Source organism: Streptococcus sp. 20925_1_24 (assembly GCF_041432335.1).
Taxonomy (GTDB): Bacteria; Bacillota; Bacilli; order Lactobacillales; family Streptococcaceae; genus Streptococcus; species Streptococcus mitis_BM.
In genome coordinates, this window is the sequence record NZ_JAPVZM010000012.1 from 25490 (window position 1) to 51543 (window position 26054).

Sequence of the window (26054 nt, forward strand, 5' to 3'; positions counted from 1 at the left end):
TTACTTCGTTTTCTCCTAAAATTGAATTTTATCCCAGTCTTTTTTGAGATATTTTATTCATTAGTTTAGGAAGACAATTACTAATCTCCGTTGGCAAGACCACATAATGTTCTTGAGCTAATTCTTGGGCTATGGCTGAATGAAGATGAGTCGCTACTGTCACACGTTCATAGAGACTGGCCTGTCGAAATTGACCTGCAAATCCTGCAATCATCCCAGCCAGAGTATCTCCCATTCCCCCAGTAGCCTGATAGGGACCGCCAACCTGTAACTGGTAATAATCAGATTGGTCAACTTGCCAAATACGAGTAGCTTGACCTTTCTCCACCAAAATTGTTCCTTGAGGGAAGGAAGTTAGGGCACTAGCCATTACAGCTTCGTTTTGCTTTTCAATAGCAATACCAGACAGTTTTTCCCATTCTTTTTGGTGAGGAGTTAGGATAAGCTGGTTAGACGGAAATGACAAACTTGTCCTAGCAAGAATGGTCAGAGCACCTCCATCTACAATCAAAATCTGATTCTGTCTTAAATTCGCAAAGACCTGGTTGACTAGATCTTCTCCAACAGCATCATCTCGTAAACCAGGCCCCACTAAAACAACTTCTGCCTTCTCCAATTGCTCTTTTAACAATTGCTGGTCTTGAAGAGAAAAGGCCATAGCCTCAGGTAAATGACTGTGTAAAGCTGTGATATTTTCCCTATCTGTTCCAACAGTCACCAATCCTGCACCGCTTTTAACAGCTGCCAAAGCAGCCATGATGATAGCACCACCGTAAGGATAAGTTCCACCTAACAGAAGCAAGCGACCATAGTCTCCTTTATGACTTGTACGAGAACGTTCAATAATGACTTTTTCTAGTAAGTCTTGATCAATCACTTTCATCGTTTTTTCCTCAACTATCCTTTATCTGATTGTTTTAAAACAACTTGATAGACTTTCTTAGTCCACTCTTCTAAGTCTTCTCCAGCATAGTCAAGATAATGCACCCCCTATCTTGTATTTTAGTTGGAATAATATTTTCAAATTGGCTCTCATTATGAGTTGGAATAATGCAAATATACAACTCACTAAATAAATTCAACATGTCCTTAATTTTTGCAACATGGTAGCCATCAAAAATATATCCAGTAAGTTTAATCAAATCTGTATAGATAAAATGAAAACTCACTCCAGGAATAAACTTGTCTTGTAATTCTTTCTCTGAAGGAGCTCGACCTAATAAACGCTCCATCGCTAATCGATAACCAGAACTTGTATTTGACCACCCTAACATGACATAGTCAAAATAATCTATCGGATCCGATGCAGCATTTCGACTATCCAAAACCAACTCTTCAGCATCTCGCCCAAAGGCTTTCACAGCAGATAAGAGCTGACCTGTTTTAAAGATAGAAATCGCTGCATCTATAGTCGTAGTATGACTACAGTAGTCTGAAGTCACTAACCTCTTATGTAGATCATAAGTCGAGGCTACTCTTTTATCTGTAGGGGTAAATGGTGGCAGAAAGGGATGCTGACAGATGTAATCTAAAATTTCTTTTTTTAAACAAGAATCAGCACACTCAATACTTGTTTGACGTTTATGAAGTTTTTCGTAAGCTATAAATTTAGCAATTTTTTCTAATTCCCATTCTTGAATATTTGGATAATCAATTAGTGCTAAGTAGTATATTCCATCCCATTGTAAACTATATTCCCCATTATAAATTTTTAAAATCATCTAATCACCTCACTCCATTATACAACAAAAAGGAGGCGCATACCTCCTTTTATAAACTTATATCTAAAATTTAATATTCATTTCTGCCATTTTAGATATAGCTATAGAAAATACACTTTCCTCAGAAAATTTTTCTCTTATTTTCTATCCAATGTTCGAAGTGCTGCCTGATAGGTTTGCTCCATCAGCATGGTAATGGTCATAGGACCTACACCTCCAGGAACTGGCGTAATATGGCTAGCAAGTGGGGCAACTGCCTCATAATCCACATCCCCACAGAGCTTACCATTTTCATCACGATTCATCCCAACGTCAATGACTACCGCACCTGGTTTGACAAAGTCAGGAGTCACAAATTTAGCACGACCAATTGCGACCACAAGAATATCCGCTTTAGCGGCCACCTTAGCGAGATTATGGGTGCGTGAGTGAGTCAAGGTCACTGTTGCATTCTTGGCCAAAAGAAGCTGGGCCATAGGTTTTCCAACAATATTTGAACGACCGATGACCACCGCATTTTTACCTTCTAATTCAATCCCATATTCATGAAACATTTCCATAATTCCTGCAGGTGTTGATGGAATCATGACTGGATGACCAGACCAAAGGCGTCCCATATTTAGCGGATGGAAACCATCCACATCCTTTTCTGGGTCAATAGCTAATAAAACTGACTCTTCATCGATATGTTTTGGTAATGGCAACTGGACCAAAATCCCATGCCAAGCTGGATCTTGATTGTATTTAGCAATCAAGTCTAACAATTCCTCTTGAGTAATGGTATCTGGAACTCGCACTACTTCGCTACGGAAACCAGCCGCAAGGGCAGAACGTTCCTTGTTGCGAACGTAGACTTGGCTGGCTGGATTGTTCCCAACCAAAATCACTACCAAACCAGGCACTAGTCCCGTTTCTTCCTTTAATTTTGCAGTCTTTTCAGCCAACTGCCCCTGCAATTTGGCCGCTAAAGCTTTCCCATCAATAATCTGTGTCATATCAATTCTCTTTTCTTTCAAATATCTTCCATTATACCAAAAACTGCCAGCACCCTCTAACACTTCTTTCCTAGGCTATCCTATAGTTTCAAACTATAAGAAAAAGCTCAGGTCGAGCTTTTCACTAATCTTGTCTTGAAATTTTAAAATAGATTATAAAACCTTACTCAAGAAGTCTTTAGTCCGTTGTTCTTGGGTTTGCTCAAAAATCTGCTCAGGTGTTCCGTCTTCAACAACCACACCGTCTGCCATAAAGATGACACGATCTGCCACCTCACGGGCAAATCCCATCTCATGTGTTACGATAACCATAGTCATTCCTGACTTGGCAAGGTCTTGCATAACAGCTAGAACTTCTCCAACCATCTCAGGGTCCAGGGCTGAAGTTGGCTCATCAAAGAGCAAAACATCTGGTTCCATAGCCAACCCACGAGCGATGGCAATCCGTTGTTGCTGGCCACCTGACAAACTCTGTGGATAAGCAGTTGCCTTATCTGGTAAACCAACTTTTTCCAAAAGTTCCTGAGCTCTCTTCTCAGCAACAGCCTTGCTTTCACCTTTGGTCTTGATAGGTGACAAGGTGATATTTTCCATCACAGTCATATTAGAAAAGAGGTTAAATTGTTGGAAAACCATGCCCATCTTCTCACGCATGGCAAAGAGGTCATTCTTCTTGTCCGTAATATCGACTCCCTCAAAGATAACCTTCCCCTTAGTCGCTTCTTCCAACAAATTCATAGAGCGAAGCAAGGTAGATTTCCCGCTCCCTGAAGGACCGATGATAACGACAACTTCTCCTCTTTTAATCTCGAGGTTGATGCCCTTCAATACTTCATTCTTTCCAAATGATTTATGTAAATTTTCAATTTTTATCAAGGTTTCTGTCATTATTTCTTATCTCCTTGTCCCATACGTTTTTCAAAAGCTTTCAAGGCTACGGTCAAAATAGAAGTCATAATCAAGTAGTAAAAGGCTGCAAATAAAAGTGGAGTCAGAGGTAGATAGGTTGTTGTAGAAACTGTTGTAGCCCCATTCCACAACTCCATAACACCAATAGCTGATAAGAGGGAACTATCCTTGATAATAGTGATAAATTCGTTTCCCAATGCTGGCAAAATATTTTTGATAGCTTGTGGCAAAATCACATAGCGCATCGCATTTTTAGGACGAATCCCTAAAGAATAGGCCGCCTCTAACTGACCCTTAGGAACTGCATTAATCCCAGCACGAACAGTCTCAGAAACATAAGCACCACTGTTCATAGAGATAATCAAAATCCCTGGAATCAGACGAGAAAGGTCAACACCCAAAATTCCAACCTGAATAGTCGGAGCATTGATGTGCATAAGGGCAAAGGCAATCATAATCTGAACCATCATTGGCGTCCCACGGAAAATCCAAACGTACAAGTTGGCGAGCCAAACAAGCGGTTTAAACTTTGATCGTTGCCCAAAAGCCAAGACAACCCCCAAAATAGTTCCCAAAAAGACAACACAGATAGAAATGAGAACCGTCACAACAGCCCCATAGTTAAAATAAGGTAAATACTTAGGTAAAAAAGAAAAATTCATAGTCACACTGCTTTCTAAAATAGAGTACTGTATGATTATAACATGTATTGAATTAAAATTCAAATCTTTTATCCAATTTATTTAAAAATCTTTAAACTAGCAGAATTAGCGAGAAATCTTAGTTTTTTCTAGTCAAGTTGGCCTCCTTTATGGTAAAATAGTAACGATAAGAAATGAAGGAGAATCAAAATGGAATCACATTTGGTTAGAATCATCAACCGCCTTGAAGCAATGGCAAAAGACGGCGGAAATTTAAAACGTAATTTTGAACGCGAAGGAGTTGTTGTTGCAGAAGTTGCATACAGTCATGATGAAGAAAACGGCTCAATCTTTACACTTCGTGATGTCGAAGCTCGCGAAACTTATACGTTTGACAGCATTGACTTGATTGCAATGGAGATTTACGAACTCCTTTACTAATACAAAACAAGCTGGGATTACACCCTGCATGTCTAACCAAAATCCTTTTTGTCTCACAAATAGGATTTTTTTAGTCCAAATTCACAAAAATTTTCATTATAACAACTTCTCAAAGCTGCAATCTTTTTACTTGCTTTACACCCCAATCCTGTTATAATGAGAGTATAGAAATTTGACTATTTTTGACCTTTATATAGGTCAAGCTAAAGAAAGAAATGAGGTAGATGTATGCTTTGTCAAAACTGTAAAATTAACGACTCAACAATTCATCTTTACACCAATCTCAATGGAAAACAAAAACAAATTGACCTCTGTCAAAACTGCTATAAGATTATCAAGACAGATCCTAACAATAGCCTCTTTAAAGGTATGACGGATCTGAACAATCGTGACTTTGATCCCTTTGGTGATTTCTTCAATGACCTAAACAATTTTAGACCTTCTAACAATACTCCTCCGACTCCCCCAACCCAATCAGGTGGAGGTTACGGTGGAAACGGTGGTTATGGTTCCCAAAATCGTGGATCTGCTCAAACTCCACCACCAAGCCAAGAGAAAGGCCTGCTGGAAGAATTTGGTATCAACGTAACTGAGATTGCCCGTCGTGGAGACATTGACCCCGTTATTGGGCGCGACGATGAGATTATCCGTGTCATCGAAATTCTCAATCGCAGAACCAAGAATAATCCTGTTCTTATCGGTGAACCAGGTGTCGGAAAAACTGCCGTTGTCGAAGGTCTAGCTCAGAAAATCGTTGATGGCGACGTTCCACATAAACTCCAAGGTAAACAAGTCATCCGTCTGGATGTAGTTAGCCTAGTTCAAGGAACGGGTATCCGTGGACAATTTGAAGAACGCATGCAAAAACTCATGGAAGAAATTCGCAAACGTGAGGATATTATCCTCTTTATCGATGAAATCCATGAAATTGTCGGTGCTGGTTCTGCGGGCGATGGCAATATGGATGCAGGAAATATCCTCAAGCCAGCCCTTGCTCGTGGGGAACTGCAACTGGTCGGCGCTACTACTCTCAATGAATACCGTATCATTGAAAAGGATGCTGCCCTAGAGCGTCGTATGCAGCCTGTCAAAGTTGATGAACCAACAGTGGAAGAAACAATCACTATCCTCAAAGGAATTCAAAAGAAATACGAAGACTACCACCACGTTCAGTATACCGATGCTGCGATTGAAGCAGCTGCAACTCTTTCCAATCGTTACATCCAAGATCGCTTCTTACCTGACAAGGCCATTGACCTCCTAGATGAAGCTGGTTCTAAGATGAACTTGACCTTGAATTTTGTCGATCCTAAAGTGATTGATCAACGCTTGATTGAGGCTGAAAATCTCAAATCTCAAGCTACACGGGAGGAAGATTTTGAGAAAGCCGCCTATTTCCGCGACCAGATTGCCAAGTATAAGGAAATGCAAAAGAAAAAGGTCACAGACCAAGATACTCCTATCATCAGTGAGAAAACCATTGAGCACATTATCGAGCAGAAAACCAATATTCCTGTTGGCGATTTGAAAGAGAAAGAACAATCTCAACTTATCCATCTAGCTGAAGACCTCAAGTCTCATGTTATTGGGCAAGATGATGCTGTCGATAAAATTGCCAAGGCTATTCGCCGTAATCGTGTCGGTCTCGGTACGCCTAACCGCCCAATCGGAAGCTTCCTCTTCGTCGGACCAACTGGCGTCGGTAAGACAGAACTTTCCAAACAACTAGCCATTGAACTCTTTGGTTCTGCTGACAGTATGATACGCTTTGACATGAGCGAATACATGGAAAAACACAGCGTGGCTAAGTTGGTCGGCGCCCCTCCAGGTTATGTTGGCTACGATGAGGCTGGGCAATTAACTGAAAAAGTTCGACGCAATCCATATTCTCTCATCCTTCTCGATGAAGTAGAAAAAGCCCATCCAGATGTCATGCATATGTTCCTTCAGGTCTTGGACGATGGTCGTTTGACAGATGGGCAGGGGCGCACCGTTAGCTTCAAGGATGCCATCATTATCATGACCTCAAATGCAGGTACAGGTAAGGCAGAAGCCAGCGTTGGATTTGGAGCTGCTAGAGAAGGACGTACCAACTCTGTTCTTGGTGAACTCGGCAACTTCTTTAGCCCAGAGTTTATGAACCGTTTTGATGGCATTATCGAATTTAAGGCTCTCAGCAAGGATAACCTCCTTCAGATTGTCGAGCTCATGCTAGCAGACGTTAACAAGCGCCTTTCTAGCAACAATATTCATTTAGATGTAACTGAAAAGGTCAAGGAAAAATTAGTTGACCTCGGTTATGATCCAAAAATGGGAGCACGCCCACTTCGTCGTACTATTCAAGACTATATTGAGGACGCAATCACTGACTACTACCTTGAAAATCCAATCGAAAAAGACCTCAAGGCAGTTATGACCAGCAAGGGCAAGATTCAAATCAAATCTGCCAAAAAAGCAGAAGTTAAAACTTCTGAGACAGAAAAATAAATACTATAGAAAAGAAGTAGAAAATGAAAATTTTCTGCTTCTTTTTTACTAAAATAACTGTAATTTCTTGACAGCTTGCCCTTTGTCCATTATGATAATAATAACGATACTAGATAATGAGGAAAATGCAATGGCAAACCCAACTTTCGGAGAAAAAAAAGCGAATACAGACTATGTTTCACGCTATGGCGTATATGCAGTTATCCCTGATGCTGAACAAAAACAAATTGTTCTTGTTCAAGCACCCAATGGCGCTTGGTTCCTACCAGGTGGTGAAATTGAAGCTGGTGAGAACCATCAGGAAGCCCTAAAACGTGAATTGATTGAAGAGCTTGGCTTCACAGCTGAAATTGGTACTTATTATGGACAAGCTGACGAATATTTCTATTCTCGTCACCGTGACACCTACTACTACAATCCTGCCTACCTCTATGAAGCAACTTCTTTCAAAGAAGTGCAAAAGCCACTAGAAGACTTTAATCATATCGCCTGGTTCCCTATTGACGAGGCTATTGAAAATCTCAAACGTGGTAGCCATAAATGGGCAATCCAATCTTGGAAAAAACAGCATAAGATTGACTAAATCAAGCTACTTTATTCAAAAAGTGCTATAATAGAATTAGAAAATCGGAGGAAATGTTATGAAGCTTATCAATACGACAAACTCACACTCGCAACTTGTTAAAAGCCAGCTAGAAAGTACCGATGCAACCCTTGTTGAGGTCTATTCTGCGGGAAATACGGATGTTATTTTTACCCAAGCTCCGCTTCACTATGAAATCCTCATCTCAAACAAACACCGTGCTATTCGAGAGACTGAAATCGAAGCCATCCAAGAGTTTTTCTTGAAACGTAAAATTGATAAGGACTCTATTGATGAGGGCAATATCAAAACACTCTACTCAGAAAAATTAATTGGGATTTCGATTCCAATCAAATAAAATTTTGGAGAGATTAGAAAGCTATTGAACCTTATAGACCAAACATAGGTTCTGACTTGCTTTTTAAATTGTCTCCAATTTTTTATCTTGAGATCTTATCATACAAGATTTTATAGACAAATAATAAAAAAGATTTGATTCTGCTTCTCACACAATCAAATCTTTTTCTTTTATTAAAAACGAATCGTTTCACGTGTTTTCTCATACGAGGTAACAAAGCGGTTGGTTACACCAGGCTCTGCTACTTCCAATGCTTGAGAAATCTTGTCAAATGAAGCGTGGTAATCAAATTCTTTCTCAAAAATGTCCAAAGCTTCATTAAAGGCTTCTTGAATGCGCTCATCAAATGAGCGGTAACGGTTAGAATATTGTAAGAGTTGTTCTGTCAAGGTTGCATACTGAACAATATTATAAGTTTCCGTTTCTAAAGCTTCCATATCATTCGTTGCAATTTCAAGAATACGGTTAACTGATTCTATATTGACTAAGTTTTGCTCTAATTCAGCCATTAGATCTTCCGTATTATTACTTGCTGTAAAGAATAACTTCAAGAAAGTTTGTGGAATACCAGGTAGGTTCCGTTTTTCCATATATCTCTTGATTGTATGGAGACGATTAACATATACATTTGCCTTTTGACGTGCATTGATATCATCTTTCTCAATTCGTGCAAGACGCTCACTAACTGAAATCTGTTCATCTTCAATCTCTTTAAGATTTTCCTGTAAAGATTCAAGATTTTCTTCAAGAATTGAATATGCTTGAGTTGGTTCATCTTGATTTGAAGTTGCCTCAATAATAGCAGTCTCAAAGTTTTCTAATTCACCCTGTAAACGACGAACATGACTTGCATCCGATTCAGAAAGTAAATAACTTTTACTCAAACGCTCAATATCTTCTATCAATAAAGCATTATTTTCCTTCATGTGTTGAAGATAAGTAGGAAGTGTTGCTACTAAACCTTCTACTACTTTCTGTGCCGCAATTTCTCTTGTAAAGATATCATAAAGTGCATTAATCTCTTCTTGGATTTGAGTATTTTCATACTCTGCATTATCCAATTCTAGTTTCGCAATATTCTCATGATTTTTCTTGAGAGCTTCATAAAGCAGTTGGAAACGCGCTTCAATATCCGTTTCAGCAAAATGATAATTAGCATCTAAAAGCTTACGGTAACCATCTTCTAAATCTTCCAGTTGATCAGGTAGGTCTTTAGATAATGTTGCTACAATTGCTGGTATACGATCAACAATATGCGTTAAAGCCAAGATATGATTTTCAGCATTATCCAAAATCACAGCAGCTTCTACTGGGTCACCTGACGAATTTAAAGTTACAAACTGAGAAAACTCCGATTGGATATTTTCCAATTGTTTTTCAATTTCAGATAAACCTTGACCATATTCTTCAGAATGATCAGCAACTCGGTGTTGCAACTCTTCAAACAAGTCCAAGGTATGAAGAACACGTCCACTATTTTTAGACTCTTGTTTCTCCAAATCTGCCAAGGCGTTGCGAATTGCCGCAATATCTTCTTCAATCAAGGTAATTTGACTCTCGATTTGATCAATTTGATGACTGGCCTTTAAAAAACGGAATGAGTTATTGTAGCCTTCTGCCTCGAAAAGATTATTTTCGATATCGGCAAAAGAATTAAGAGATAAATCAACCCATTTTTGATTCCATTCACGGAAAGTCACCTGACTTTGTCCAATCAAGTGCATATTTTTTACAGCTTCAACTTCATCATTAACTGGAAGATTGTAGAGTTCTTCTTTTTTCCCTTCTAAAATTGCTAATTTACTTTCATTACGTTTCCGTACATAAATTGCTATAGCATATGAAATCAGCAATAAAATTGCAACTGCAATTATAAGATATATTACTAGACTACCAGACATATTAAACTCCTTTTTTACTTGAAACAATCGTAATGATTATATCATATTTTTTAGACCAAGGGAACTACTTCTCCCGATTTTTTAGACATCAAGTGTACTATAGACGGCATTTTCTTCGATAAATTCACGACGAGGTTCTACTCGATCCCCCATCAACATATCAAAGATTTTATCTGCTTCTGCAGCATCATCTACAGAAACTCTTGCCATTAAGCGATGTTCGGGATCCATGGTTGTTTCCCACAACTGGTGATCATCCATTTCACCCAAACCTTTATAACGCTGAATGGTTGGTTTGGCACGTCCTTCACTATGGCGGGCCAAGGCTTCTTGGAGTTTAATTTCTTGATCCGCTCCTGGCTGGATATATTCTTTAATCTCGCTTCCAACCTTGACACCATAGATTGGAGGTTGGGCAATATAAACATAACCAGCTTCTAGGATTGGTTTCATATAACGATAAATCAAGGTTAAAAGGAGGGTACGAATGTGGGCCCCATCGACATCGGCATCGGTCATCAAAACGAGTTTTTGGTACCGAGCTTTTGAAACATCAAATTCTGCGCCAAATCCTGTTCCCATGGCTGTGAAAAGACTACGAATTTCTTCGTTAGCGAGAATCTTATCCATGCTGGCCTTTTCAACATTCAAAATCTTACCGCGAATTGGAAGGATAGCCTGGAATTCACGGTTACGACCAGATTTGGCTGATCCACCAGCCGAGTCTCCTTCGACGATGAAGAGTTCTGTTTCCGCAGGATTGTTAGAAGAACAGTCTGCTAGTTTCCCTGGAAGGTTGGAAATTTCCAAACCAGATTTTTTACGAGTGACTTCACGCGCACGCTTGGCAGCCACACGAGCCTTAGCAGCTAAAATCCCTTTTTCCACGATGCGCTTGGCAATCTGTGGATTTTCCATGAGGAAATCAGAGAAGGCATCACTGAAGAGGCGATTGGTAATCTTGACCACTTCGCTGTTGCCCAGTTTGGTCTTAGTTTGTCCTTCAAACTGTGGATTTGGATGTTTAACTGAAATAACTGCAGTTAAGCCTTCACGGACATCTTCCCCTGTTAAGTTGTCCTCATTGTCTTTCAGTAACTTATTCTTACGAGCATAATCGTTGATAACGCGAGTTAGTGCCGTACGGAAACCTTGCTCATGCGTTCCACCTTCATGGGTATGAATATTGTTGGCGAAACTCATGACGTTTTCGTGGTAACCCGTTGTGTACTGCATGGCTACTTCGACTGTGATATCATCCATTTCACCATCTGTGTAGATTGGTGTATCAAAGATTACATCCTTGTTCTCGTTGATATATTCAACGTAGCTAGCAATCCCACCTTCATAGTGGTAATGCTTAGTTTGTTCTAACCCCTCGCGCTTATCTGTAATTGAAATTTGAAGACCGCGATTTAGAAAGGCCAACTCTTGAATCCGTTTATTTAATTTATCGAAATCAAAGGTTGTTGTTTCAGTGAAGATTTCTGGGTCCGGTGTGAAGTGAACCGTTGTTCCAGTTCTATCTGTGTCCCCAACCACCTCAAGGTCTGCGACAACATGACCACGACGGTATTCTTGGTAGTGAATCTTACCGTTTTTGTGGACATGAACATCTAATTGAGTGGAAAGGGCATTAACTACTGATGACCCTACTCCGTGAAGACCACCTGAGACCTTATATCCGCCACCGCCAAATTTTCCTCCAGCGTGAAGGACTGTAAAGACAGTCTCAACAGCAGGTCGGCCTGTTTTTTCCTGAATATCGACTGGAATCCCACGTCCATCATCGACAACAGTAATCGAATCATCTGGCTCAATAAAAACTTGAATATGGCTGGCAAATCCTGCCAAGGCCTCATCGATTGAGTTATCAACGATTTCCCAGACTAGATGGTGAAGACCTTCTTTTGAGGTTGACCCGATATACATCCCTGGACGCATACGAACAGCCTCTAAGCCCTCTAAAACTTGAATTTGACTGGCATCATAATCTTGTGCCTGCAGATTTTTGATTTCTTCTGTCATCTTTTTCCTTTTTCTTACATGTCTAATACTTGTCTTAAATTCACGATACTAGTAAACAAGTGGGTAGCTAGTCCTGCAGCTTGCCCAGCTTCGATATCAATCGGTCGATCACCAATGACAAGACCAGAGCTAATCTGATATTTTTCTCTTAAATAAATCATGGACTCAGGATCTGGTTTTCTCTTAAAGCCTGAGCTAGAAGTCACCACTTCTGTAAAATAAGCTGCTATAGAGGTTTTTTCTAAAATTTCCAAGACTTGATTATTTCGGTGAGAGACCAAAAAATGACGGCCACCTTGATTTGAGATATCTTTCAATAAATCAGAAACTCCATCAAATAAAATCGGATGTTCTAGCTCTCTGGCTTCATTTTCCTTATACTTTTCTAAAAAATTCTCTAAGTTGGGAGCGAATGTCTCAATCGCAAAATTAGTAGAAACCTTTAAAGCCTGATAGACACTATCATGGTCTTGTGTGATGCCATACAATGCCAATGTTTCAACAAATGCAGCTGTTGAAGTTTCGTAATTATCCAGTAAAGTTCCACCTAAATCCCAGATATAATCGTGATATTTCATACCCTTCATTATAGCATTTTTTTATGAAAAAAGCGATGATTTCCCTGAGTTTTCCACATAAAAAAACGAGAGGGTAACTCCCGTTTTATTGATTTTTACCAAAGACATCTCGATAGAGCATTCCTGTTCGTAAAGTCTCTGCGTCTCCTCCTAGTTGGTCCACCAACTCGTAGGCAAAGGCAAGGGCTGTTGAGGGGCCTCGACTGGTTGTCAAATGACCATCTACCACTACTGTTTCCTTGACATATTGACCATCAAAGATTTGCTCTTGAACGCCGTCATAACAAGTGTACTGCTTGTTTTTCAATAGCCCTGCCTGATTGAGGGCAATTGGCGCCGCACAAATAGCTGCCAGTTTCTTCCCTTCTTGCTCGAAATTTTGCAATTCTTGAATTAAGGCCTGATTGTCACGCAAATGTGCAGAACCAGGCATCCCGCCAGGAAGGACAATCATGTCATAGTCTGATAAATCACCATCAAAGACACGATCTGCTCTTACTTGGATTGCATGCGAACCTGTCACTTGCTCTTCAAATCCTACCATATCACAAGTAATATTGGCACGACGCAAAACATCCACAACTGTCAAAGCTTCAATTTCTTCAAAGCCCTGAGCCAACATAACTGCTACTTTAACCATGATTTTCTCCTTATTTGATTTGTTTTAATACAACCTTTTTCCGCTTGAATCGGACTTTTCCACTCTTTTCTTCAGCTAGGTTTGTCTGGTAACTCATCGATAAAAGCAAGCCAACACCAATCAAGTTACTGATAATAGCCGATCCTCCTTGCGAAATAAAAGGCAAGGGAATCCCAGTCAAAGGAAGCAAGCCCGTCACAGCGCCGATATTTTCAAAAATGTGGAAGAGCAACATCATAATCAAACCTGTAGAAATATAGGTGTAGAACTGGTTATTTGATCTAAGAGTAATCTTCAACATACGGTAAATCAGCATGAGATAAAGGGCGATAACAAGGACAGAGCCAATAAAGCCAAAATCTTCTGCAATGACCGTGAAAATCATATCCGACTCTCTAACTGGAATAAGCAGATTAGAAGCATTAAAACCTTGACCAAATAATCCACCGCTCCCAATGGCGATTTGTCCTTGAGCCTGCTGGTAAGTGGTTGTTTGGGCAAAGTCAAATGGATTGAGCCATGCCAAGATACGATTGATTTGGTAGGTCGGCATCCCCAATTGATGGAGAAAAGCACGACCGCCCTTACTGATAAAAATGGCTAAGAAACCAGCAACTCCTGTTACAGCAGTCACAAATACTGGAATAATAATTTTCCAAGAAACTCCTGATAGTAAGACGATTCCTGAGAAAATGGCTACAAAAACCAAAGCCGTCCCCAAGTCACTTTGAAGTGCCAAAAGAACTAGGACTGGAATGGTAAAGACAATCATCCAAAAAATTAATAAAAAGTCCAGCGGAACTGTACGTTGCCATTCCTTATGTTTCTTTGTAAATTGGACAATGACACGGGCCAACATGAGGATATAGGATATCTTCATAAATTCTGATGGTTGGAAGAGGGTAATTCCATTTATTGATACCCAGTTTTTGGCACCCGTTGATGCAACTAGGCTTGGATTATAAAAGACGATCGGCAAGACCATGAGTCCCAAACCTAACATATATAGAAAAGGGGTCACTTTCCAAAGAAATTCTGTATTAAAGAGCATGACCACAAAACCAATCACAAGCCCCAAGGCAATCCATGCGACCTGCTGCCCTAAAATGGGCAGAATATTGTTTGGATAATCATGACTAACAGCTATATAGATAGCCACCACGCCAATAACCAGTAGAAAAAATACTGGCAATAGCAAACTATAATCGACTCTTGAGTCGAGAGAACGTTTCATATACACTAACCTTATACTTTCATACAATACTATTTATTCAAAGTTCATTTAAAAATTTATCAACAGCCTCATCAACTTCGGATCGAGAGACGGTTTTAACAGTCGCTTCTTTTGCTAGAGATGCTACTATCTGTTTGCCGTATCGTTTTCCGACGATTCTTCTATCCAGAATGAGGGTTAAGGAACGTTGGTGTTCACGTCTCATACTTCTTCCCAAAGCCTGTTTTAAACGAATAATGGCCATTGGCAATTGATAGTCATAAAAGGCATTTTTCCCTTCTTGATTCAGTTCCTGATTGATCTTTTTCGTCAAGGGTTCTTGAGGATTTTGGAAAGGAAGTCTTGGTACAACTTGAATCACAAAAGGATGACTTGAAAAATCAACTCCCTCCCAGAAACTTGCTGCACCAAGCAGGATTTGCTGTTCTCCTTTTTCAAAGCGTTTCTTCAGTTGATGAACATCGCCATTTTTATACTGGGCTAAATGACTTACAGGGAGTAAATTTGATACTGCCAGAAGCAGGTCTTTGGCAGTAAAGAGAACTAAAATCGGTTGCTGAAAATCTTGAACATCCATCAGCAAATCAGCTACCTCTTGGGCATAGACTTCTAAGGAGGTTTCTGTCACCAGGGGAAAATCTTTGACCAAGACCACTTCTTGATCCTGTGTTTTACAAGCTTCAATCTTAACAAATTTAGCTTCAGGATAACCTAACAGGTCTGCCAAAGAAACTCTTTGACTAATCTCAAGAGTGGCCGACACTCCTAAGACTTGGCATGAATCAGGCACTAAGGAAGATAGAAGAATACGGCCTGATTTCGTAGAAGAAATCTTAATTTTCTTTTGACTCGTTTCAGTTGCTTCAAGCCAGTAATCTCGGTCAGCTGTAAAATAGCGGACCAACTCCCCAAAGCCTTCTAACTCTAATTCTAAAAAATACTGATGGAGATTGGCAAGAGAATCTAAGATATTTTTCATAGATTTGCCAGACTGAAATTGTTCTATCAAGTAGAGGCACTCAAAGCGAATACTTTCTAGTATTCGTTGCTGAACCTTATTTTGCTCCTCCAGTAAAGCCTTATCAAGCAAATCGATAATAGACTGGATATCGTAGGTCTCTTGAAGCAGATTTTCTAGAGCTAACAAGATCTTTTGAACTTCATCAATAATCAATAAACGGTCACTGACAAATTCAGGATTATCTTCAAGTCTGGTTACAAGATAGGCATGATTGGTCACTAAAAGCTTGCAGGTTTGTGCCTTTTCTTGACTACGTTTCCAAAAATCTTCCGTCACAAATAAGCTCTTTGATGATAAATTCCCGTCATGACGAAGATCTGTCAGAAAATGTTGGTAACGGTAGAGTTGCCCAATTTCATCCAAATCTCCTGTCTCTGTCTCTGTCAACCAGACCAAGAGTTGCATTTTAAAGCGTCTAAATAAGCGATTTTCATCATTTTCCTGCAAGGAACGATAAAAGGCATCCAACTTCAGGTAATTTTGTGGCCCCTTTAAAGAATGAATATCTGTACGGAATACTTCCTTGAGACGTTTACCTTCTTCTTCCATTATTTGATTTTGAAGAATCTTTGTCGGAACGCTAAGGACAATCTGACGGTTTTCCACTTGGGACAAAGCGGGTAAGAGATAGCCATAGGTTTTCCCAATCCCTGTCGGTGCTTGAATCAGAGATACAGGCTCCTCCTTCAATAGCAAGCCGACCTCTTTAGCAAAACGTTCCTGCTCCTCCCTCACTTCAAGGTTCAATAGAGAAATGTTTTTAGAAAAATCTTGAGATAGTTTTCGTGACTCCAGGGGAGCTGTAGTTTTCTTGAAATATAGTCCTTGAACTTCGACCAAGTCTGGAGAACTCAGGATGGATTGACTTCGATAAATTTCTTCAATAACCAGGTAGGACTCATATAGGAGGGCGTCAGCCATTTCCAACAGGCGTTCCAAAAGACCTTTCGGAAGCTGAGCCATCTTTTCTCGTAGAAAAAGGAGTAATTCCGCAGTAGCTTGGGCATCTGAAAGGGCTGTGTGGGCGTGTTTTAGAGGAATTCCTAATTCCTGACACAAAATCGGTAAACTATATTTTTCCAGTTCAGGGAAAAAGACTTGTGCCAATTCAACCGTATCAACACGAGGATTTCTTAGCTCATAACCTTCAAAAAATAAATTTTCCGCCAAGAGATTAGCATCAAACTGAACATTATGGGCTACAAAAATCCCATCCTCCACCAAGTCAAAGATTTTTCTAGCAACTTGCGAAAAATCAGGTGCTTGCGCCAGACGTTGGTCAGTTAGCCCTGTCAATTCTTTAATATGAGCATCCAGAGGTTCGTGTGGATTGACATCCGTCGAATAGTGATCGACGATTTTTCCGTCCTCAATCACGACAATTCCCACTTGGATAATTTTAGCCTTACTACCTGTGCTAGTTGCCTCTAAATCAACCACAACATAGCGATTACCAATCGTTTTCATTATAAAAAATTATACCAAAAAAAGGGTCATTTGGCACCTGCAAACATGGGATAATTTTCAAACTCAAGAAGGTTACTTTTCTTAAAAATCTCAGTAAGTCGAGCATCCTAGCCTGCTGATTTTTGAAAATGGTGAGGAAACAAGAAAAATTGAGAGAAGAAATTTTAAATTTTCCTTCTCTCAATGAATCATTTACTTTATTTAACCATATCAGGATCGTAGTCATAGAATCCTGTATCAAGGAATCGGTTTTTAGGGTGAAGTTTACGAACTTCTTCATCCAGCAAGAAGGCTTGGTCATGGCTAAAGTTTCCCTCTTGAATCAAGCTACGCGCTTGGATAAAGAGTTTTGCAATCTCAACAAAGTTCTGACCAGGAGTGTAGAGACCTTCTAGTTTCCAGTGAGTGAAACCATGCTCCACCAATTCTGTCAATTTGGTCATCAAATCAAGGTCGTTATTGGCAAAGATGTGAGTACCATGATTGTCTTCAAAAATGGAATAGTGACTCTCTGGGTCACTTGGCTCAGCCAAGAAGAGGTCACGCTTGCGCGTCTTTTCATCATCGATGTGCGTAAAGTTATAGTAGTTTTGCAAGAGTGGACGTTTAGAATGATGGATGACACTAGCACCGTAAACCAAAACTTCAGCAGGAATTTCCAAAATCTCTGGCATTTTGAAGAGTTCAGCTGATGGAATTTCACGCGCCAAAACAGCCTCAGATGCGCCAGCCTTTTGTCCCCAGAAGTTGATCTGACGACTGCTTGTCACCATGGTTGATGCATCGTAGATGGTTTTAAAGGAATAACCATCGCGATTGACCACATAAAAGACACCTGCATCCCCAATTGTAATGTAATCTGTCTTGATTTCTTCCAAGAAGTCCAGGAAAGGCTTGATATGGTCCATCATATCTTGGTGCATGAGGGCATTGACTGCAACAATCAATTCCTTACCAGCATCATGAACCAGCTTAGCGATTTCACGCAATTGGTCATGACTAAAGGTTGTTGGCAGACGAAGGCCAAAATCTTTCTCACCGACATAGATACGGTCTACGCCAGCTTCGAGTAGTTGTTCAACTTGTTCAATACTTTCAGCAGTTGCTGTAATGATAATCTTTTCCATAAGAAAAATTATACCACATTTCTCCAAAATCAGCCAAGACTTATCAGAGTTTTACAAATAGGAATTATTTCAGGCTAACTTCTCAAAGTGGGATTTAGTCTAATACTCTTCAAACCACGTCAGCTTTATCTGCAACCTCAAAGCGGTGCTTTGAGCAACCTGAGGATAGCTTCCTAGTTTGCTCTTTGTTTTGCATTGAGTATAAAACAGATTTTTATAAGAATAACTAGATAAAGGTAGACCCGGAAGTATAAGAGAGTTCGCCAGTAACAATTTACTTTGTACACTATCCATAAATAGCAAACATCTCAAGCTCCATTAATCTTCAAAACATCATAGATAAAATCTAGTACCAAATTTAAGCAATTGATGCTATAGGATTTATACATTGTTAAAAATTTCTAGTCGTTTTGTTCTTATGATAAGAAAAATGGCATAGAAAAACGAGTATATCCAACTACGGAAATGCTCGTTTTTTTGCTAGTTAGAAGTGGTTTTTTGCTCAGCTTCATTTCTTTTTATAAAATGTATCAAGCAAGCGACCAACTATCTCATCTTTTTTCTATTTCTGTCAATATGCGTGACAGGTAGTAATGATAGCCAAAAATAGCAAGACCAAGCAGAAGGATAAGAGCACCTACTCCCAAGCTGATGGCAAGGATAGAAGAGAGAGACCGAACCAAGAATAAGCTCCCTATTACAAGGGCCATTAAGATTGCACTATAAATAAAAATCAAAACAATTGCTACTATACGATTTGAACGGTTCACCAGGTCCGTAATGTTACTCCAATTGGTTGACAAATTTTTCACGTCCTTAAGGTAATGGTGGCAAGAAAGGATGACACTGGCAAGGATCCATGCCACAAGGAGATAAATCATCGAAAGGATGGGTAAGCCTAGATATAGAGAAAGACCAAGTAAAGTCAGAACTGGTAAAAAGGACTGGACAGCAAATATAATCCAAAATTTCACTTTCACATAACGAGCAAAGTCAAAGGGTAAACTCTTAAGAAAATCAACATTTTCCCTCTCCAAGGACAAGGCAATTGAATGCAGGCTGGTGATATTGTTATTGACAACTGCTATAAAGAGAGCTATAAAAAACAAGGGTAACCAGTATGGAGGATGAATGTCTGGAACTATCTGAGAATCTCGGATTTTGGAAATCAGACCAATCATCATGAGATAAGGAAGAAAAGCACTTGTAAAAAGCACTGTAATCACGCCAGTTCCCTGTCCCAAGAGGGTGAGGTGGTAGCGTAAAACCATACGGAAAAAGCCCTTTTTATTAGTAGTTGAAATTCTCTCCTTATTGCGACGTTCTTTCTTGACCTTCTCCTCACTGTTAAGCAGAATCACGTCATAAAAATGAGGAAGAACCTTCTTTTTGGTCAGGTAAAGCAAGAAAACAGTTAAAGCTATCCAAGCTAACAGACCCAGTATGGCTTCTGTCGAAAAAGGCTCCACTGCTATTTTGTAAAAGATATGAAGAGGATAAAGGAGAAATGGAATGTCTCTAACTTTGTCAACAATACTTCCAAAAGTCGACTGTAGAAAGAGGACAAATATTAAAGGTATGAGAACCCCTATCCCAATCATCACATTCGAAAAAATAGACTGATACTTTCTGAAGACCCTAGTCTGAGCCAAGAAATGTACTGCCACTACCATCACTAAAGTAACAGAGACAAATAATAAGGCCAAGGACAGCAACATCAAAGGCAAGCCCAGCCAAAGAGAAGGAGCTAGCCTAATATAGAGGACTAGAAAATAAGCTAGGATTGGTACAATTCCAGCTAGAGCTGGCAAGAGAACAGACAGTCCTTTAGCAATTATAATCTCTGATTCTTTAAAGGCATAGGGCCTATACGATGCCAAGTCCTTACTCTCATAAAAGACATTGTAAAATGCAGTGAAAGAAGTTGAAAAGGCAAGCACCAGTAAAATAGCAACCATGGTACTAAAAAAACTTGGCATTTCCTCAAAAGGAAAACGAAAGGCTATATTTATAAACATGAAAAGCATCAAGAGACTAGAAAAAATGTAAGAACTTAGGACTCTAGCGGAAACATTTACTTTTTTCCCAGGATTCTTAGCCTGCTTCTTTCGTAGGTTAGCCAGATTAGCTTCTTGAGATGAATAGAGGATATTGATATCAACTAATTTTTTAATGACCTTGAGACGCATCTGAAACCTCCTCTTTTCTACCGGCAAGGCTAAGATAGATACTTTCCAAAGACTGGTCTGGGTGGTCTTTTCTCAAGTCCTCTACGCTACCACAATAAATCAAATGTCCCTTTTTTAAAATGGCAATCCGATCACAGACTTGCTCGGCTACCTCAAGGACATGGGTTGAAAACAAGACCGTCTTGCCTTTTTGCGCATGCTCCTTCATCATTTGCTTCAAATCAAAGGCAGCCTGGGGATCCAAACCAGTCAAAGGTTCGTCCAAAACCCAAATATCAGGATCAGACAAGAGTGCTCCGATGACAAAGACTTTCTGACGCATTCCGTGAGAAAGGGTTTCAATAACCTGATAACGATTTTCAGCAAAATCAAAAACACTCAATAGCCTAGCTAGACTAGCCTCCAAGTCAGAGCTAGTCAAATCATAGGATGAGGCGATCAATTCCCAAAATTCATTGGCCGTTAAACGTAAAAATAAGTCAGGCGAGTCTGCAACGTAGCCAATCTTTCGTTTGATCGCCAAGCGATTTTCCGATAAATCCTGACCGTCTACCAAAATACGACCACTGCTGGGTGAAATGATACTGACTAAAGATTTTATAGTGGTCGATTTTCCAGCCCCATTATGGCCAATCAAGCCCATAATCTCCCCATTTTCAATCTGCAAATTGAGATTGCTCAAAGCCTCTTTATCACCATACAACTTACTAACATTTTGAAATTCAATCATGGGATGACTCCTATCTTTATCTATATTACATACTATTATACTAGCACTTTGATACAAAAAAAATCAATACTTTATTTTAAGTAGTTAAAATAGTTTCCTTCTATCTTATGCAAACGTTGGCGCTAACCAATACTTTATGATAGAATAAAGAACAAGATTGACAAGTAAGAGGAAAAACAATGAAAAATCAAACACTCATGCAATACTTTGAATGGTATCTGCCCCACGACGGTCAGCACTGGACGCGTCTGGCTGAAGATGCTCCACACCTAGCTGATCTGGGGATTAGCCACGTCTGGATGCCACCAGCTTTTAAGGCAACCAATGAAAAAGATGTCGGCTATGGGGTCTATGACTTATTCGACCTAGGAGAGTTTAACCAAAAAGGGACTGTCCGCACCAAGTATGGTTTCAAAGAAGACTATCTTCAAGCTATTCAAGCCCTAAAAGCACAGGGAATTCAACCTATGGCCGATGTGGTGCTCAACCACAAGGCTGCAGCCGATCACATGGAAGCCTTTCAGGTTATTGAAGTGGATCCTGTAGACCGTACAGTTGAACTTGGGGAACCCTTCACCATCAATGGCTGGACTAGCTTTACCTTCGATGGTCGCCAAGATACTTACAATGACTTCCACTGGCACTGGTATCACTTCACAGGTACAGACTACGATGCCAAACGCCGTAAGTCTGGGATTTATCTGATCCAAGGGGACAATAAGGGCTGGGCCAACGAGGAATTGGTCGATAACGAAAACGGTAACTATGACTACCTCATGTATGCCGACCTAGACTTTAAACATCCTGAAGTTATCAAAAATATCTACGACTGGGCAGACTGGTTCATGGAGACGACTGGTATTGCTGGTTTCCGTTTGGATGCCGTTAAGCACATTGACTCTTTCTTCATGAGCAATTTTATCCGCGATATGAAGGAAAAATACGGTGAGGATTTCTATGTTTTTGGTGAATTTTGGAATCCCGATAAGGAAGCCAATCTAGACTATCTTGAAAAAACGGAAGAACGCTTTGACCTTGTCGATGTTCGTCTCCATCAGAATCTCTTTGATGCTAGCCGAGCAGGTTCCAACTATGACCTTCGTGGCATTTTCACAGATAGCCTGGTTGAACTCAAGCCTGACAAGGCTGTGACTTTTGTCGACAACCACGATACCCAACGAGGTCAGGCTCTTGAGTCTACTGTTGAAGAATGGTTCAAACCAGCGGCCTATGCCCTCATTCTGTTACGCCAAAATGGCCTTCCATGTGTCTTTTACGGAGACTACTATGGTATTTCAGGGCAGTATGCTCAACAAGATTTCAAAGAAGTCCTTGACTGCCTCCTAGCTATCCGAAAAGATTTGGCCTATGGAGAACAAAATGACTACTTTGATGACCCTAACTGTATCGGTTGGGTACGTTCAGGTACTGAACATCAATCCCCAATTGCAGTCCTTATCTCAAATAACCAAGAAAACAGCAAGTCAATGTTTGTCGGCCAAGAATGGGCTAACCAAACCTTTGTAGATTTACTTGAAAACCACCAAGGTCAAATTACAATTGATGAGGAAGGTTATGGACAATTCCCAGTCTCAGCTGCTTCGGTAAGTGTCTGGGCAGCCAAGACAATCTAATAGCCAATGATTATAAAGTCAGATCCAATCAGATTTGGCTTTTTTGCATTCACAAAAAGACCTACCCAAATGGATAGATCTTTACTTGATTACAATTTACCTGCTACTGCATCCAACAATTCTTGGATTTTAGCTTGATTGCTTCCTCCTGCCATGGCCATGTCTGGTTTACCACCACCACGTCCATCGACGATTGGTGCCAATTCTTTGACAAGGTTTCCTGCATGAAGGTCTTTTGTCTTGCTTGCTACAAGGACATTGACTTTGTCACCGATAGCGGCAACTAGGACAAGAAGATCAGAGTAGTCTTTTTGTTTCCAGTTATCTGCAAAAGTACGAAGGGCACCTGCATCTGATACAGAAACTTGACTAGCAATGTAACGGTGACCATTGACTTCCTTCACATCCTTGAAGATGTCGCCTGCGGCTGCAGCTGCGGCTTTTTCTTTCAACTCAGCATTTTCTTTTTGCAATTGACGAAGTTGTTCTTGAAGTCCTTCTACCTTGTGAGGTACTTCTTTAAGTTGAGGTGCTTTCAAGGTTGCTGCAACAGCTTTAAGAGCGTCCTCTTGTTCACGGTAGGCTTCAAAGGCTTCCTTACCAGTCACTGCCAAGATACGGCGAGTTCCTGATCCGATCCCTTCTTCTTTGACAATCTTGAAGAGACCAATTTCAGAAGTGTTGCCAACGTGGGTACCACCACAAAGCTCGATAGAGTAGTCACCGATAGTAACAACACGAACTTCCTTGCCGTATTTCTCACCAAAGAGGGCCATAGCTCCCATTTCTTTGGCAGTGTCAATATCCGTTTCAACTGTCTTCACTTCAAGAGCTTCCCAGATTTTCTCGTTGACTTGCTGTTCAATCGCACGCAATTCTTCAGCAGTCACAGCTTGGAAGTGGGTAAAGTCAAAACGAAGGAATTCGACTTCGTTAAGAGATCCTGCTTGTGTCGCATGGTTTCCAAGAATATTATGAAGGGCAGCGTGAAGCAAGTGAGTCGCAGTGTGGTTTTTCATGATACGGTGACGACGATTGGTATCGATTGCCAGCGTATATTCTTGGTTCAAGGCAAGCGGTGTAAGAACATCAACAGTGTGAAGGGCTTGTCCGTTTGGTGCTTTTTGAACATTTGTCACAGTAGCCACAACCTTACCTGACTCATCCAAGATTTGTCCGTGGTCAGCGACCTGTCCACCCATTTCAGCGTAGAATGGCGTTTCCGCAAAGATAAGAGAGGCAGTTCCTTCTGATACAGCTTCTACTTCTGCATTGTCAGCCACGATAGCTACCAATTTAGAAGACAATTGGCTAGCATTGTAGTTGAAGACACTTTCTACAGTGATGTTTTGAAGGGTTTCATTTTGCATACCCATTGAGCCACCCTTGACAGCTGAGGCACGCGCGCGCTCTTGCTGTTCTTTCATGGCTGCTTCAAAACCTTCACGGTCTACAGTCATACCAGCTTCTTCAGCGATTTCTTCAGTCAATTCAACTGGGAATCCATAAGTGTCATAGAGTTTAAAGACATCTTGACCAGCAATGACAGATTGACCTTTTTCTTTCAAGTCAGCTACGATGCCTTGGGCAAAGTGTTGACCAGAGTGAAGGGTACGAGCAAATGATTCTTCTTCGCTCTTAACGATTTTTTCGATAAAGTCACGTTTTTCAAGTACTTCTGGGTAGTAGCTTTCCATGATTTTACCAACAGTTGGAACGAGTTTGTAAAGGAAAGGCTCGTTGATACCCAATTTTTGACCATGCATAGAAGCACGACGGAGAAGACGGCGAAGGACATAACCACGTCCTTCATTTCCAGGAAGAGCACCATCACCGATGGCAAATGACAAAGAACGAATGTGGTCAGCGATAACCTTAAAGCTCATGTTATCGCCATCTTGGTCATAAACCTTACCAGACAATTTCTCCACTTCACGAATGATTGGCATGAAGAGGTCTGTTTCAAAGTTAGTCTTAGCCCCTTGGATAACTGCCACCAAACGCTCCAAACCTGCGCCCGTATCAATGTTCTTGTGTGGCAATTCCTTGTATTCGCTACGAGGAACAGTAGGGTCTGCATTAAATTGTGACAAAACGATGTTCCAGATTTCGATATAGCGGTCGTTTTCAATATCTTCTGCAAGAAGGCGAAGACCGATATTTTCTGGGTCAAAAGCTTCTCCACGGTCAAAGAAGATTTCTGTATCTGGTCCAGAAGGTCCTGCACCGATTTCCCAGAAGTTGTCTTCGATCGGGATCAAGTGACTTGGGTCCACTCCTACTTCAATCCAGCGGTTGTAAGAATCTTTATCATCTGGATAGTAGGTCATATAAAGTTTTTCAGCAGGGAAATCAAACCATTCTGGGCTTGTCAAAAGCTCATAAGCCCAAGTGATAGCTTCATCACGGAAGTAATCCCCGATAGAGAAGTTCCCCAACATTTCAAACATGGTATGGTGACGAGCAGTCTTCCCTACGTTTTCAATATCGTTGGTACGGATAGCCTTTTGGGCATTGGTAATACGTGGATTTTCAGGGATAATAGTCCCGTCAAAGTATTTCTTAAGGGTTGCTACCCCAGAGTTGATCCACAAAAGAGTTGGGTCATTTACAGGAACCAAGCTCACTGATGGTTCTACTGAGTGACCTTTGGTCGCCCAGAAATCAAGCCACATTTGGCGTACTTGTGCACTAGATAGTTGTTTCATATTATCTCCTTATTTACTTGTTTAATGTGATTGGCTTTCCAGCATTTCCACATAGTCAATCGCGACACAGAGGGAAATGACTAGGTCTGCATAAGCGTCCTCAAGAACCGTTACGGTATAGGTAGAGGTCAGATGGAAGAGTTCCTTCTTAATTTCCGCAATCAGCTGATCGCGATCATCCAGCAATTTGAAATTCAAATCCCAGATATTGCCCTCGATACGAAGACCTAGATTATCAAACTCATACTTATCTCGCCAGAAGGTCAACTTCTTGCGAATGACAAAACTCGAGCCATCCTGAAGTTGAATTTCAAAACGAGGAAGCAAGGTCAAGATTTCTTTACTGATCTGACTGACTTGTTCACCATTAGCATCATAGATGGTAAAAGTTTTGGGAATCTTAAAAAATGATCCCTCTACCTGATAGGCGATTTCTCCCCTGTCATCCTTGATAGCGAAGCGTTCGCCTCCAAGACGAAACTTTTGTTTGACAAGAAATGTTTTCATCAACACCTCCAAAAATCAAAAGACAAGCTCATATCACGAAGGGCGAAAAACCGCGGTACCACCTTCATTCAATGAACTTGTCATTCTCTTGTTCTTATGCAATTGTATGATTGAGTAGCATGATTTTCTAGCTTAGATGGCTCGCAGCACCGCCA

Annotated in this window: 20 protein-coding genes and 1 pseudogene; 5 read left to right on the forward strand and 16 right to left on the reverse strand. The window is 40.4% G+C overall.

The window, feature by feature from the left end; translation table 11 throughout:
* Nucleotides 1-28: 28 nt before the first annotated feature.
* The 5 genes and pseudogenes from O3650_RS07100 to O3650_RS07120 all read right to left on the reverse strand — a co-directional run bounded on the left by O3650_RS07100 (nt 29) and on the right by O3650_RS07120 (nt 4287).
* A complete protein-coding gene (locus tag O3650_RS07100) occupies nt 29-883 on the reverse strand; it encodes an NAD(P)H-hydrate dehydratase (protein WP_261083729.1) in 855 nt (284 codons plus the stop codon).
* 14 nt (nt 884-897) lie between these two features.
* A pseudogene (locus O3650_RS07105) lies at nt 898-1721 on the reverse strand (phosphate ABC transporter ATPase).
* Between the two features lie 137 nt (nt 1722-1858).
* On the reverse strand, nt 1859-2716 hold the full coding sequence (locus tag O3650_RS07110; RefSeq protein WP_203175929.1) for a bifunctional methylenetetrahydrofolate dehydrogenase/methenyltetrahydrofolate cyclohydrolase: 858 nt from the start codon (nt 2714-2716) through the stop codon (nt 1859-1861).
* A gap of 153 nt (nt 2717-2869) precedes the next feature.
* A complete protein-coding gene (locus O3650_RS07115) occupies nt 2870-3604 on the reverse strand; it encodes an amino acid ABC transporter ATP-binding protein (RefSeq protein WP_000140963.1) in 735 nt (244 codons plus the stop codon).
* Nucleotides 3604-4287: an amino acid ABC transporter permease gene (locus tag O3650_RS07120; RefSeq protein WP_001011642.1), complete on the reverse strand. Its 684-nt coding sequence runs from the start codon at nt 4285-4287 to the stop codon at nt 3604-3606. The genes O3650_RS07115 and O3650_RS07120 overlap by 1 nt, the downstream gene beginning before the upstream one ends.
* 189 nt (nt 4288-4476) lie before the next feature.
* Here O3650_RS07120 and O3650_RS07125 point away from each other — a divergent pair, with 189 nt between their 5' ends.
* The 4 genes from O3650_RS07125 to O3650_RS07140 all read left to right on the forward strand — a co-directional run bounded on the left by O3650_RS07125 (nt 4477) and on the right by O3650_RS07140 (nt 8135).
* Nucleotides 4477-4707, forward strand: a complete 231-nt coding sequence (locus O3650_RS07125; RefSeq protein WP_000443570.1) for a DUF1797 family protein — start codon at nt 4477-4479, stop codon at nt 4705-4707.
* Nucleotides 4708-4935: 228 nt separating this feature from the next.
* Nucleotides 4936-7194, forward strand: coding sequence for an AAA family ATPase (locus O3650_RS07130; RefSeq protein WP_371491822.1), 2259 nt, complete (start codon nt 4936-4938; stop codon nt 7192-7194).
* 130 nt (nt 7195-7324) lie between these two features.
* Complete coding sequence (locus tag O3650_RS07135) at nt 7325-7777, forward strand: NUDIX hydrolase (protein ID WP_000013084.1); 453 nt, start codon at nt 7325-7327, stop codon at nt 7775-7777.
* 58 nt (nt 7778-7835) lie between these two features.
* Nucleotides 7836-8135, forward strand: coding sequence for a DUF1827 family protein (locus O3650_RS07140; protein ID WP_000767199.1), 300 nt, complete (start codon nt 7836-7838; stop codon nt 8133-8135).
* A 173-nt stretch (nt 8136-8308) separates the two neighbouring features.
* Here O3650_RS07140 and ezrA read toward each other — a convergent pair whose 3' ends face one another.
* The 9 genes from ezrA to O3650_RS07185 all read right to left on the reverse strand — a co-directional run bounded on the left by ezrA (nt 8309) and on the right by O3650_RS07185 (nt 21050).
* On the reverse strand, nt 8309-10036 hold the full coding sequence (gene ezrA, locus O3650_RS07145; RefSeq protein WP_023942863.1) for a septation ring formation regulator EzrA: 1728 nt from the start codon (nt 10034-10036) through the stop codon (nt 8309-8311).
* Nucleotides 10037-10117: 81 nt separating this feature from the next.
* Nucleotides 10118-12064 (reverse strand): DNA topoisomerase (ATP-hydrolyzing) subunit B, encoded by a 1947-nt coding sequence (gyrB, locus tag O3650_RS07150; RefSeq protein WP_023942865.1) that lies wholly within the window; start codon nt 12062-12064, stop codon nt 10118-10120.
* A gap of 14 nt (nt 12065-12078) precedes the next feature.
* Nucleotides 12079-12642, reverse strand: coding sequence for an HAD family hydrolase (locus O3650_RS07155; protein ID WP_031227692.1), 564 nt, complete (start codon nt 12640-12642; stop codon nt 12079-12081).
* Nucleotides 12643-12727: 85 nt separating this feature from the next.
* Nucleotides 12728-13282 (reverse strand): DJ-1 family glyoxalase III, encoded by a 555-nt coding sequence (locus O3650_RS07160; RefSeq protein WP_023942869.1) that lies wholly within the window; start codon nt 13280-13282, stop codon nt 12728-12730.
* A gap of 10 nt (nt 13283-13292) precedes the next feature.
* A complete protein-coding gene (locus O3650_RS07165) occupies nt 13293-14516 on the reverse strand; it encodes an FtsW/RodA/SpoVE family cell cycle protein (protein WP_023942870.1) in 1224 nt (407 codons plus the stop codon).
* Nucleotides 14517-14553: 37 nt separating this feature from the next.
* A complete protein-coding gene (locus tag O3650_RS07170; protein WP_371491823.1) occupies nt 14554-17004 on the reverse strand; it encodes a bifunctional DnaQ family exonuclease/ATP-dependent helicase in 2451 nt (816 codons plus the stop codon).
* Nucleotides 17005-17201: 197 nt separating this feature from the next.
* The gene (locus O3650_RS07175; protein WP_033676790.1) at nt 17202-18131 is read right to left on the reverse strand and encodes a peptidase U32 family protein; all 930 of its coding nucleotides are present in this window, start codon (nt 18129-18131) and stop codon (nt 17202-17204) included.
* 551 nt (nt 18132-18682) lie between these two features.
* Nucleotides 18683-20320 carry a hypothetical protein gene (locus O3650_RS07180; protein ID WP_371491824.1) on the reverse strand — a complete coding sequence of 546 codons (1638 nt, stop codon included), beginning with the start codon at nt 20318-20320 and terminating at the stop codon, nt 18683-18685.
* Nucleotides 20301-21050: an ABC transporter ATP-binding protein gene (locus O3650_RS07185; protein ID WP_138703834.1), complete on the reverse strand. Its 750-nt coding sequence runs from the start codon at nt 21048-21050 to the stop codon at nt 20301-20303. The genes O3650_RS07180 and O3650_RS07185 overlap by 20 nt, the downstream gene beginning before the upstream one ends.
* A 179-nt stretch (nt 21051-21229) precedes the next feature.
* Here O3650_RS07185 and O3650_RS07190 point away from each other — a divergent pair, with 179 nt between their 5' ends.
* Nucleotides 21230-22684, forward strand: coding sequence for an alpha-amylase (locus tag O3650_RS07190; RefSeq protein ID WP_371491825.1), 1455 nt, complete (start codon nt 21230-21232; stop codon nt 22682-22684).
* An 89-nt stretch (nt 22685-22773) separates the two neighbouring features.
* Here the strand turns inward: O3650_RS07190 and alaS are convergent, their stop codons facing one another.
* Both alaS and O3650_RS07200 read right to left on the reverse strand, forming a co-directional pair.
* The gene (gene alaS, locus O3650_RS07195; RefSeq protein ID WP_203175948.1) at nt 22774-25392 is read right to left on the reverse strand and encodes an alanine--tRNA ligase; all 2619 of its coding nucleotides are present in this window, start codon (nt 25390-25392) and stop codon (nt 22774-22776) included.
* A 21-nt stretch (nt 25393-25413) separates the two neighbouring features.
* Nucleotides 25414-25899 carry an LURP-one-related/scramblase family protein gene (locus tag O3650_RS07200; RefSeq protein WP_175880866.1) on the reverse strand — a complete coding sequence of 162 codons (486 nt, stop codon included), beginning with the start codon at nt 25897-25899 and terminating at the stop codon, nt 25414-25416.
* Nucleotides 25900-26054 lie beyond the last annotated feature (155 nt).

Bases quoted from the DNA above. Each gene is read 5' to 3' on its own strand.
- O3650_RS07100 (WP_261083729.1), bottom strand. From the start codon at position 883: ATGAAAGTGATTGATCAAGACTTACTAGAAAAAGTCATTATTGAACGT.
- O3650_RS07110 (WP_203175929.1), bottom strand. From the start codon at position 2,716: ATGACACAGATTATTGATGGGAAAGCTTTAGCGGCCAAATTGCAGGGG.
- O3650_RS07115 (WP_000140963.1), bottom strand. From the start codon at position 3,604: ATGACAGAAACCTTGATAAAAATTGAAAATTTACATAAATCATTTGGA.
- O3650_RS07120 (WP_001011642.1), bottom strand. From the start codon at position 4,287: ATGAATTTTTCTTTTTTACCTAAGTATTTACCTTATTTTAACTATGGG.
- O3650_RS07125 (WP_000443570.1), top strand. From the start codon at position 4,477: ATGGAATCACATTTGGTTAGAATCATCAACCGCCTTGAAGCAATGGCA.
- O3650_RS07130 (WP_371491822.1), top strand. From the start codon at position 4,936: ATGCTTTGTCAAAACTGTAAAATTAACGACTCAACAATTCATCTTTAC.
- O3650_RS07135 (WP_000013084.1), top strand. From the start codon at position 7,325: ATGGCAAACCCAACTTTCGGAGAAAAAAAAGCGAATACAGACTATGTT.
- O3650_RS07140 (WP_000767199.1), top strand. From the start codon at position 7,836: ATGAAGCTTATCAATACGACAAACTCACACTCGCAACTTGTTAAAAGC.
- ezrA (WP_023942863.1), bottom strand. From the start codon at position 10,036: ATGTCTGGTAGTCTAGTAATATATCTTATAATTGCAGTTGCAATTTTA.
- gyrB (WP_023942865.1), bottom strand. From the start codon at position 12,064: ATGACAGAAGAAATCAAAAATCTGCAGGCACAAGATTATGATGCCAGT.
- O3650_RS07155 (WP_031227692.1), bottom strand. From the start codon at position 12,642: ATGAAATATCACGATTATATCTGGGATTTAGGTGGAACTTTACTGGAT.
- O3650_RS07160 (WP_023942869.1), bottom strand. From the start codon at position 13,282: ATGGTTAAAGTAGCAGTTATGTTGGCTCAGGGCTTTGAAGAAATTGAA.
- O3650_RS07165 (WP_023942870.1), bottom strand. From the start codon at position 14,516: ATGAAACGTTCTCTCGACTCAAGAGTCGATTATAGTTTGCTATTGCCA.
- O3650_RS07170 (WP_371491823.1), bottom strand. From the start codon at position 17,004: ATGAAAACGATTGGTAATCGCTATGTTGTGGTTGATTTAGAGGCAACT.
- O3650_RS07175 (WP_033676790.1), bottom strand. From the start codon at position 18,131: ATGGAAAAGATTATCATTACAGCAACTGCTGAAAGTATTGAACAAGTT.
- O3650_RS07180 (WP_371491824.1), bottom strand. From the start codon at position 20,320: ATGCGTCTCAAGGTCATTAAAAAATTAGTTGATATCAATATCCTCTAT.
- O3650_RS07185 (WP_138703834.1), bottom strand. From the start codon at position 21,050: ATGATTGAATTTCAAAATGTTAGTAAGTTGTATGGTGATAAAGAGGCT.
- O3650_RS07190 (WP_371491825.1), top strand. From the start codon at position 21,230: ATGAAAAATCAAACACTCATGCAATACTTTGAATGGTATCTGCCCCAC.
- alaS (WP_203175948.1), bottom strand. From the start codon at position 25,392: ATGAAACAACTATCTAGTGCACAAGTACGCCAAATGTGGCTTGATTTC.
- O3650_RS07200 (WP_175880866.1), bottom strand. From the start codon at position 25,899: ATGAAAACATTTCTTGTCAAACAAAAGTTTCGTCTTGGAGGCGAACGC.